Below are 9,572 nucleotides of genomic sequence, written 5' to 3'. Positions count from 1 at the left end.
GAATATACGGTTTATTTCCTATTTTAAAAAGGAGACCCGACTCATGAAGCTGCACAGCCAATTTCTGATGCTCCACTCGCACCATGGAGGACCCGCTGAAATCTCTATTACTCTGGATGAGCTGGCCGCAACCTTTAACTGCACTCACCGCAATGCGCTCCATATTGTTCATAAAATGGCGGGGCAGGATTGGATCACCTGGACCCCCAGCCGCGGCCGGGGAAAACGTTCAAAGCTGGTGTTTCTTGTGGAAGCAGAGGACATTGCCCTGCAGTCTATGAAGCAGGCCATCAGCAGCAAAGACATTGGAAGTGCGATTGAGGGTATACGCGGACATGCAAGGTCCTCCTCGCTTCAGGATACGCTGCAGGGCTGGCTGCTAACCTATTTCGGACATCATTCGGAAATCCGCAGCAATAAGGTCATTGATACACTGCGGCTTCCGGTCACCCAGAAGCTTCACACCCTGGACCCGCTGTATATGAATCTGCTGGCCGAGTCCTTCGTCTCCAGCCACGTATTTGACGGATTAGTTGGAAGAAGCGGGGAGCGGGGCATTGTTCCGGGCCTGGCCCACGCCTGGGATGTGGATGACAGCCGCACAGAATGGACGTTTCATCTGCGGAAGGAGGTCCTGTTCCATCACGGAAAAGTACTGTCCGCCGAAGATGTGGTCTATTCGCTGCAGCGGCTGATGCAGACCCCACAGCGGACGCTTTACAGTTCTATTTTCAAGGAGATCACCGGGGTCGAAGCATTGAATACCACCACGGTGCGCATTGTGCTGCGGAATCCAAATGAGCTGTTTCTCCCGTTCCTCTGCACCAGCCGGGCGGCGGTGGTTCCGCGTGAGTTGGTGTCTGCAACAGGGAGCGCCTTTGGCCGCAGACCGGTCGGTACCGGACCCTTCAAGCTGGTAGAGCTGAATGAGGATCTCTGCGTGCTGGAGGTATTCCCTTATTACTATCAGGGCCGGGCACATATAGACCGTGTGGAAATTCTTCATGTCCCGATCGGCAACGGGCAGATACAGCCGGATACGGTTTCCGCCTTTCATATTATTCACAATCCTTCGGCAGGGGACTCCTCTTCGTGGAGCCAGATTCATTCCGAATCCTGTGTGCGCAAGTTTGTCACCTGCAACACAAAGAAAAACGGACCCTTAAGCGATCCCCTGCTCCGTGCAGATATTCTGTCTTGCCTGAATGAAACAACACCAGCACCTGTCCCCGATTTCCAAGTCACGCAGACAGGGGTTTTGCAAATTGCCACTATTCCGCAATATCTCGGGGATGCCGAGCATATTGCTTCCCGGCTGTTACGGCACGGGTATGCCTGCAGCGTTTTGGCGGTCTCGCCGGAGGAATTCAAAGGTCCCGTGCGCCTGCAGGCCGATCTCATTGTCTTCTCCCTGCTCCGGGATCAGGACGAGCAGCTTCGGCTATTCGATCTGTATACGACGCTGTCTCAGCATGTGGATCCCGGGACAAGGGCGGATATTGAAGGCACACTGAACCTCATCTCAAGGGAGCCCGATCCCGCATCAAGAACTGGCAGCTTCACACGGATTGAGGACAAGCTGACAAGGGATCATCAGCTGTACATTCTGTACGAAAAGCCGGTGCAGACTGCATATCTCCCTTCCGTACGCGGTGTGACCTTCAACAGCCAGGGCTGGGTAGACCTTCGCCATCTCTGGTTTCCGCGCGGCATGTAAAACAGCCCCGGCGGAGGTTCCGCCGGAGCTGTTCGTTCGTGTGACTGTTGGGGTCAGCTTCCGGGACAACTTCCCGCTTGAGTAAAGCCTCTATACCTTGCCAGGGAGATTGTCCACAAGCCCTTTGCCGATTACATTGGCGGAAGGCGGTTTCTTACCAACCTCTCTGGCCCACACGGAGAGCTGACCGATATGATGAATTTCGTGGGCAATCATATGGCGCATGATTTCGCCCCAGGCATTGGCTGCCATCGATCCGTCTGGCTGCTGTTCCGTAAAGACATTCCGCTCCATCCCCTCATTCCAGCTCAATACAAAAGGCTCCACCTCCAGCCGGAAGCGTGCATCAAGCTCTCTCACCTTCTCCAGACTGCTGAACTCGGCGAAATCCTCCTGAAAATCAGGCTTGCCTACCATTCCCATGGTCCAGCTCCACTCCACATCGGCAATATGAAATAATGTCTTCAGAATTCCGCCAACCCCGCCAACCCGCGGCTTGAGCAGTTCCTCCTCCGTCAGGTCTTCACACCACTTGTACCATTCCTCCCGAACCATCCAGTTATAGCGGAAAAACGTCTGCATGAAATCCCTCCAATAAAAAGATATGAGAACGGCAAACAATTGTTAAATAGATCACATTTGTTTCCAGTTTATCACACCAGAGCAGGGACACGGGATGTAAAAAATACATATAGCCGACTTTACAGCCTACACAGCTATTTATTTCACCGATCACAATTGCAATCATGATCATGCCAAAGTCCGGAGCATAACCGGAGCCCAGGGTACAGATCAGAAGCGGCATAGTCTTCGTCTCCGGGGTCTGCCGTACAATCAGCGGCCAGAGATAGTTATTCCAGCCCGACATGAAGGTAATGATGGCACCGGCAAGGCAATACCAAGCAGGAAAGACCTTTTTTCACAACAAAAAACCGGTGAAATCATCACCGGTAGTAAAGAGCATACTTGAGATATACATGTAAAATAAAACTCATTTTTCCTGCGTTAACTATAAAATTAATATAGCACGGAAATGTCAAGATAGCAAGCATTTTTATGGAAATTGAAGCAAATCAATAGCATATCCCCACCACAGCGGCAAAGTTGGATCAACAGAGGGCGTAATTCCATTTTATCTCAGCCATCGACAATGTTATGATCTTCTGCACGAAGGAGGTGCACTAGATGCAAATTGAAGTCAAAGATATCCGAAAAACGTTCAAGGTGTACAAACGGCCCGAAGGAAAGTGGGGGCTGCTGAAGGGAGCTTTTATGCGCAATGTGACTCAAGTGGAAGCGCTTGGGGGAATCAGCTTTGAGATTAATGAAGGTGAGCTTGTCGGGTACATCGGGCCAAACGGTGCCGGCAAATCCACTACGGTCAAGGTGATGAGCGGCATCCTTACACCGGACAGCGGTGAGTGCACCATTATGGGCAAGGTTCCCTGGAAGAGCCGTGTAGAGCATGTGTCCAAAATCGGTGTCGTGTTCGGGCAACGCTCCCAGCTATGGTGGGATGTACCGGTGGCCGACTCTTTTGATGTGCTCAAGGATATCTATGCCATTCCCCCGGGTGATTACAAGACAAGACTTGCCGAACTGACGGCAACCCTTGGTGTGGAAGCGCTTTTAAAGACGCCAGTCCGGCAGCTCTCGCTTGGGCAGCGGATGCGTTGCGAGTTGGTGGCTGCCCTGCTGCACCGGCCCAAAATCCTCTTCCTGGATGAGCCTACCATCGGCCTCGACGCGGTATCCAAGCTTGCGCTCCGGAACTTTTTGAAGGAGGAAAACCGTAAGTACGGGGTAACCATGGTGCTGACCACCCATGATATGGACGACATTGAAGCGCTCTGCGAACGGGTGATGGTCATAGGGCACGGACAACTGCTGTACGACGGACCGCTTGGCGGCCTGCAGGAGAAATATGCTCCAGAAGTAATTATGAAGGTGAATACGGATGCCATGATCGCTGCGATGTATAACGACCTGTCGCTGGTATAACAACTTTTAGGAGGTGTGAAATGAATTTTCGGAATACCTGTAAGGCCAGCAGTTCCCTCTTCCGCATCCGTATGGCCGAAGGGCTGCAATACCGGGCTTCTGCTATATCCGGCGTGTTTGTAAGTGTCTTCTGGGGTTTCCTGGAGTGCGTACTGTTCACCGTGTTTTATACATACAGCGATAACGGAGCCTGGAATAATAACGGTCTATCCTTATCCCAAACCATATCCTACGTATGGCTGGCTCAAGGCCTGTTTATCTTGCAATCCATGAACATTGACGGCGAGATTATGGCCAAAATCAACAACGGTGATGTCGGTGTGGAGCTGTGCCGCCCGATGAATCTGTACACGCATTGGTTCGTCAAAAGCTCAGCAGGCAAGCTTGGAACCTCCTGGCTCCGCAGCCTCGCCACCATTCTGGCCGGATTGCTGATGCCTGTCAGTTACGCGCTGGGAGCTCCTGCATCTGCTCTTGGATTTGCCTGTTTTCTTCTGTCGGTTGTGATGGCCTTTGTGCTGTGCTCCGCCTTTGCCATGTTCGTCACCGCCATACGCTTGAATATCACCTGGGGTGATGGCCCAACGTATATGCTATTGCTGTTCAGCGGGATATTGTCCGGCACTTATCTTCCTCTCCGTCTCTGGCCTGACTTTATGCAGACCTTTCTGTATCTCCAGCCCTTTGGCGGGTTCGCAGATATACCGGTTCAGCTGTATGTCGGCAGTCTCGCGCCATCGGGTGCCCTGCCTGCAATCGGTTTACAGCTTTTTTGGAGTGCCCTCTTTATATTCGCCGGACGTTCCATCATGACCCGCAAGCTAAAAAGTATTATCGTGCAGGGAGGGTAAACCAAAGGATGATTGCTGAAGGCAAAATCTATTTCAAATATTTGCGGATGCATCTGTTGTCGGGGATGGAATATAAAGGCTGGTGGCTGATGCTGATCCAGGTGCTTGTTGTTGTCATTTCGGACCCCATCGCCACCGTGCTGCTCTTCTCACGCTTCGGCAATATCGGAGAATGGACTGTAGCCCATATTATTCTGGTCTACTCACTGGCTGTAGCTTCCTTTGGACTTGCGGAGAGCCTATGCCGCGGCTTTGATTATTTTCCCTGGCAGATGCTGCGCTCCGGTGACTTTGACAGATTGCTACTCCGTCCCCGCTCCCTGTTCGTCCAGGTCGCAGCGTCCAGGTTCCATCTGCACCGTCTGGTCCGTCCCATCACGGGAATCTGCGCGGCAGGCTGGGCGCTCTCAGAGCTTGGCGTTTCACTAACCTTGGGGAAGATCGGCATTCTGACCATGGCCCTGGCAGGCGGGTGCATTATGTATTGCGGGGTATTCGTGCTTACCTCGGGGCTCGCATTCTTTACCATCAAAGGCCTGGACTGGATCTATATCCTGACCAATGCCAGCTATCAAATCACCCGCTGCCCCGAGCCCTACATGCCTAAGGCGCTGAAGTCCATGTTCAGCTTTGTGCTGCCTATGCTGTTTATCAGCTTCTATCCTGCGGCCACGGTGTGCGGCTGGGGTTATCCTGAGTGGTTAGGCTATCTGTCCCTTCCCGCCGGAGCTGTGTTCCTGGGCGTGTCGCTGCTGGTCTGGCGTTTTGGGGTAAGGCATTATAAGAGCACGGGGAGCTGATATTTCGAGAGGATACTATCCAAACCATAATCGCCCCCCTGTAGATTCATAGCAAATAAGCTGGTGAAAGAACCGCAAGTTTTCAACTAATGTGAGCTCAAATGCTTGCGGTATCCCTCCACCTTTTCCTCCCGGTAGCCCATCGACTCATAAAAGACATGCGCTTCCTTACGCTTCTCACCCGAGACGAACATGATGTAATAGCAGTCTTTTTCGTGAGCGATGGACTCCAGGGCAGATATAAGCTTTTTGCCGAGGCCTTGGCGCCGTGCCCGGGAAGAGACAACCACATTCTCAATCACCATAAACGGCCGGCAATCGCCAACGAGATCCTGGCACACGATGCCCATCATTGAACCCAGCAGTTCCCCATCCACATAAGCGCCCAACAGTATGTAACGGCTATCCGCGTGAATTGAACGAAATGCCTCCTCCAGCTTCTTCGGGTCCGAAGGACGGTCGATCAGCTCATGGTAGAGCTTGTTCAGTGCATCAAGGGATTCGAATTCAATTTCTTTAATAGTGACCATATGCAGGCCCCCGCTTTCTGTTAATTGATCAAGCTATTCTTTTTCATACATATATAGCTTTCCATTCTGGGGATGAAGCATCCTTCTGCCCTTGAAGCCCCTTCGCCGCAGCTCACGTTCCAGCAGCATTATATTCTTTAAGCACAGCCTCCACTCGCTCTTCGACAGTCATATCCCCTTCCAGTCTCAATACAGGACATTGCAGCTGCGACATCCATTCCTCATGAAGGACCCTGCTTCTGACTTCCGGACCCGCTGTATCGTACAAAGCCGCCCATTCCATAAAGGTCTGTACCTCATTGAACATGCTGCCGCCAGGCAGACTTTCCGCACCATACCTCAAAGCTTCCCTTGCTAGCAGGCGTTCGAGCCGGATTTCCCCGGGAATCCACAGAAAGACAACCAGGTCAAACCAGGGACGAAGCCCGTCACCCCAACCACAAACGGCACCAGACAATATCCATGGCTCCTTCTGGTCGAGATCACGCCGGATCGTACGCAGCCTTTCATTAATCTCCGTCTGTTTGGTATATTTATGCGCCCAGAAATAATCATCGCTGTCCAAATGCAAATGTGGCAGATGCTCAGCCAAAGCCCGGCCCAATGTACTGGTTCCAGAGCCTGACGCTCCCAAAATATGAATTTTGCTGTACATGTACCCTCCTATATATGCGTTAAGTAGACCGTGTAACAAATCATGCATATATTCAAAAAAAGATACAGCGATACTTCTCACTGTACCTTTTTTCTATATCCGGTCTCACTCCGAAATGTCTGGTGGAATTCTCCGTGCGATACCCGTTGCGATTGCGGCCCGAATCACCGCGTCCCGTATCTCTTCGACCACTTTCTCATTAAAAATACTCGGGATGATATATTGCTCATTTAGCTCATCCGGGTGAACTACAGAAGCAATCGCCTGCGCAGCAGCCAGCTTCATCTCCAGATTGACCGTTTTGGCCCTGCAATCCAGTGCCCCGCGAAAAATCCCGGGAAAGCAAAGCACATTATTGATCTGATTCGGATAATCACTTCTTCCGGTAGCCACTACCCGGGCATAGGGCTCGGCCAGCTCCGGCTCAATCTCAGGGGTCGGGTTAGCCATGGCGAACACGATGTTATCCTCCGCCATACTCTGAACATGCTCTACTTTCAGGATGCCTCCGCTAGAGACGCCAATGAACACATCCGCCTCCCGTATGGCCTCCGTCAGTCCTCCAGTCAGCCCCTCAGGATTGGTTGCCCCGGCAAGCCAGCTCCACTCCGCATTGTCATAACTCTGCTCCTTGTGCAGAATGCCTGCCCGGTCAACAGCATAGATCTTCTGTGCACCCGCTGCCAGCAGCAGACGGCAGATCGAAACGCCTGCTGCTCCGATGCCAACAACGACAATCCGGCAATCCTCTACTCTTTTCCCAACCACTTTAAGCGCATTCAACAGACCGGCCAAAGCTACAACTGCCGTCCCATGCTGATCATCATGAAACACCGGAATATCCAGTTCAGCGGACAGCCGCCGTTCAATCTCAAAGCAGCGGGGAGAGCTGATGTCCTCCAGGTTAATCCCACCAAACCCGGCAGCAACCGCTTTCACAATACGAATGATCTCCTCTGGATCTTTGGTATTCAGGCATAGCGGAAAAGCATCGATCTCTGCCAGCTGCTTGAACAGCATCGCTTTGCCTTCCATCACAGGCATCGCCGCTTCCGGCCCAATATCGCCGAGACCCAGTACCGCGGTGCCGTCGGTAACGACAGCTACCGTATTTCTTTTCATCGTTAGTGAATAGGCTCTCCCCGGGTCCTCAGCAATAGCCATACAGACACGCGCCACACCAGGTGTGTAGACAAGTGACAGATCCTCACGGTTCTTGATCGGCATCTTTGGGGTGATCTCAATTTTGCCGCCGATGTGAGCAAGAAAGGTTCTGTCCGATACATTGATGACTTTAATCCCCGGCATGTCTGTAAGTACCGTAATAATCTTGTCATTTGAAGCATCCTGCACATTTACCGTAATATCCCGCGTCGTTACATCCTTGCCAGCGCGAATCACGTCAATGGCCACAATATCGCCACCAACCGCAGCCAGCCTCGAAGCCACATCCCCAAAGGTCGCAACCGACTTGCGGATTTCCAGCCGGATAATCATCGTTGTTGCAATCGACATAGAGTTACCCTCCTTGATCTAAGCAATCTATGTCCAATATACTACAGTTCACACTTTATACATAATTGTATTCTTAAATTTCGGATTCCCACGTTTTACCGGTTGCCTTTGATATAATCTGAACATCTGACCTTAGAAACTATACATCCAGGAGGAATAGCATTGGCCGTTTCCGTATCCGAATTCACTGAATACTTAGAGAAATATGTATCCTTTTTGATTATTGAAAAGAACCTCTCCCCGAAGTCCATCAAAGCCTACATGTCCGACCTTAACATGCTCCACAACTGGTTAACCGAAAATGAGGTGGACGCTATTACAAGCGACATCCTCCATCATTACTTCCACAGCTTCAACAGTGCAGGCATGCTTAAAGATTCCACGATCAAGAGAAAGTACATATCGATTAAGTCATTTTTTTTATTTTTGGTCCATAAAAATTGGATTGAACAATCCCCGCTCCACAACTTCGGGAAAAAGTTCAAAACCGCCAAAAGAATTCCCAAGACACTGGCCGTTGAAGAAATTGAACGCTTGCTGCAATCTCCGTTGATCGACCGGAAGCAATTGACCACGCCGTTTCGCACCCGTCTGTCCATCCGCAACGATGCCATTATCGATTTATTATTTTCAACCGGCATTCGTATTGGAGAGCTTGCACAAATTCATCTGCAGGATATCGACTTGAAGAATCAGGTGGTTGTTATTTTCGGCAAAGGGCGCAAAGAGCGGCTGCTCTATCTGTCCAGCTCCGAGCTAATCGGCAAGCTCAACGACTGGATGGAGATCAGAGAGCAGTTCCGACCGAAGAACGATACCTTGTTCGTTAATAAATACGGCCAGGCCTTATCGATATACGGAGTTGAAGATATTTTTGCCAAATACAGAAAGTTAGCCAGCATTAACGAAAAGGCAACGCCTCACTACCTCAGGCATTCCTTCGCCACTCAGCTGCTGGAGAACGGAGCCGACCTCCGCGCCGTCCAGGAAATCCTCGGTCACTCCAGCGTAAGCACCACCGAAATCTACACCGAGGTCTCAGTCAAACGAAAGCGGGACGTCCTCTCCCAATTCAACCCCAGAAACCGGCTGGAGACCTCCAAATAACTACGAATTATTTGGGGGTAGTTTATAATATCACAGAACAATTATGACTTTGATTTCTTCATTAGTTATTCTAAAGAATCTCTAGTAGATATAGTCATTCCTTTGATTAAGCATCTAGAAAAGTTTGGTTTGAAGATTTGGTTTTACAAAGATAACATTACCTTAGGGAAGAATATTCATCACGAACTTGATCAGAGTCTGAACATGTGCAAGAACTGGATAGGGGCAATAACAGTAATAGATGATGGTTACTTCAAAAAGGATTGGTGTGTTAAAGAATTCGAATATTTTCTGAGTAATAATATACCCATTTTCCCTGTAACATTTTTTAAACAAACAAAGTTGAGCGAATATAACGATTTATTGCGTTCTCTTGAAAACGAACCCATATTATTT

10 protein-coding genes and 1 pseudogene are annotated in these 9,572 nt (G+C 50.4%); 6 read left to right on the top strand and 5 right to left on the bottom strand.

Going from position 1 to position 9,572, the window contains the following annotated elements:
• Window positions 1-43 precede the first annotated feature (43 nt).
• Complete coding sequence (locus A3842_RS03975) at window positions 44-1,717, top strand: ABC transporter substrate-binding protein (RefSeq protein ID WP_074100522.1); 1,674 nt, start codon at window positions 44-46, stop codon at window positions 1,715-1,717.
• A gap of 90 nt (window positions 1,718-1,807) precedes the next feature.
• Here the strand turns inward: A3842_RS03975 and A3842_RS03970 are convergent, their stop codons facing one another.
• The gene (locus A3842_RS03970) at window positions 1,808-2,299 is read right to left on the bottom strand and encodes a DinB family protein (protein WP_074088471.1); all 492 of its coding nucleotides are present in this window, start codon (window positions 2,297-2,299) and stop codon (window positions 1,808-1,810) included.
• 139 nt (window positions 2,300-2,438) lie between these two features.
• Window positions 2,439-2,606 (bottom strand): annotated as a pseudogene (locus tag A3842_RS03965) (carbohydrate ABC transporter permease); the annotation flags it as partial.
• A 296-nt stretch (window positions 2,607-2,902) separates the two neighbouring features.
• Here A3842_RS03965 and A3842_RS03960 point away from each other — a divergent pair.
• Genes A3842_RS03960 through A3842_RS03950 form a run of 3 tightly spaced genes read left to right on the top strand, consistent with a single transcriptional unit; the run spans window position 2,903 to window position 5,369 of the window.
• Entirely contained in the window at window positions 2,903-3,718 is an 816-nt protein-coding gene (locus A3842_RS03960; RefSeq protein ID WP_074100521.1) for an ABC transporter ATP-binding protein, read from the top strand.
• Between the two features lie 20 nt (window positions 3,719-3,738).
• Entirely contained in the window at window positions 3,739-4,569 is an 831-nt protein-coding gene (locus tag A3842_RS03955) for an ABC transporter permease (RefSeq protein WP_074100520.1), read from the top strand.
• A gap of 8 nt (window positions 4,570-4,577) precedes the next feature.
• Window positions 4,578-5,369 carry an ABC transporter permease gene (locus tag A3842_RS03950; protein WP_074087468.1) on the top strand — a complete coding sequence of 264 codons (792 nt, stop codon included), beginning with the start codon at window positions 4,578-4,580 and terminating at the stop codon, window positions 5,367-5,369.
• 86 nt (window positions 5,370-5,455) lie between these two features.
• Here the strand turns inward: A3842_RS03950 and A3842_RS03945 are convergent, their stop codons facing one another.
• The 3 genes from A3842_RS03945 to A3842_RS03935 form a co-directional block, all read right to left on the bottom strand.
• Complete coding sequence (locus A3842_RS03945; protein WP_074100519.1) at window positions 5,456-5,899, bottom strand: GNAT family N-acetyltransferase; 444 nt, start codon at window positions 5,897-5,899, stop codon at window positions 5,456-5,458.
• A 112-nt stretch (window positions 5,900-6,011) separates the two neighbouring features.
• On the bottom strand, window positions 6,012-6,554 hold the full coding sequence (locus A3842_RS03940) for an AAA family ATPase (RefSeq protein WP_074100518.1): 543 nt from the start codon (window positions 6,552-6,554) through the stop codon (window positions 6,012-6,014).
• A gap of 105 nt (window positions 6,555-6,659) precedes the next feature.
• Window positions 6,660-8,069, bottom strand: a complete 1,410-nt coding sequence (locus tag A3842_RS03935) for an NAD-dependent malic enzyme (RefSeq protein WP_074100517.1) — start codon at window positions 8,067-8,069, stop codon at window positions 6,660-6,662.
• A gap of 162 nt (window positions 8,070-8,231) precedes the next feature.
• Between A3842_RS03935 and A3842_RS03930 the strand changes: the two genes are divergently transcribed.
• A complete protein-coding gene (locus A3842_RS03930) occupies window positions 8,232-9,176 on the top strand; it encodes a tyrosine-type recombinase/integrase (protein WP_074087472.1) in 945 nt (314 codons plus the stop codon).
• Between the two features lie 24 nt (window positions 9,177-9,200).
• Window positions 9,201-9,572: toll/interleukin-1 receptor domain-containing protein (locus A3842_RS03925; RefSeq protein ID WP_143186149.1), on the top strand; the 372-nt coding region annotated here is incomplete at its 3' end.

Source organism: Paenibacillus sp. P3E, assembly GCF_001909045.1.
Taxonomy (GTDB): Bacteria; Bacillota; Bacilli; order Paenibacillales; family Paenibacillaceae; genus Paenibacillus_AQ; species Paenibacillus_AQ helianthi.
This window is presented reverse-complemented; position numbering and strand designations above follow the sequence as displayed.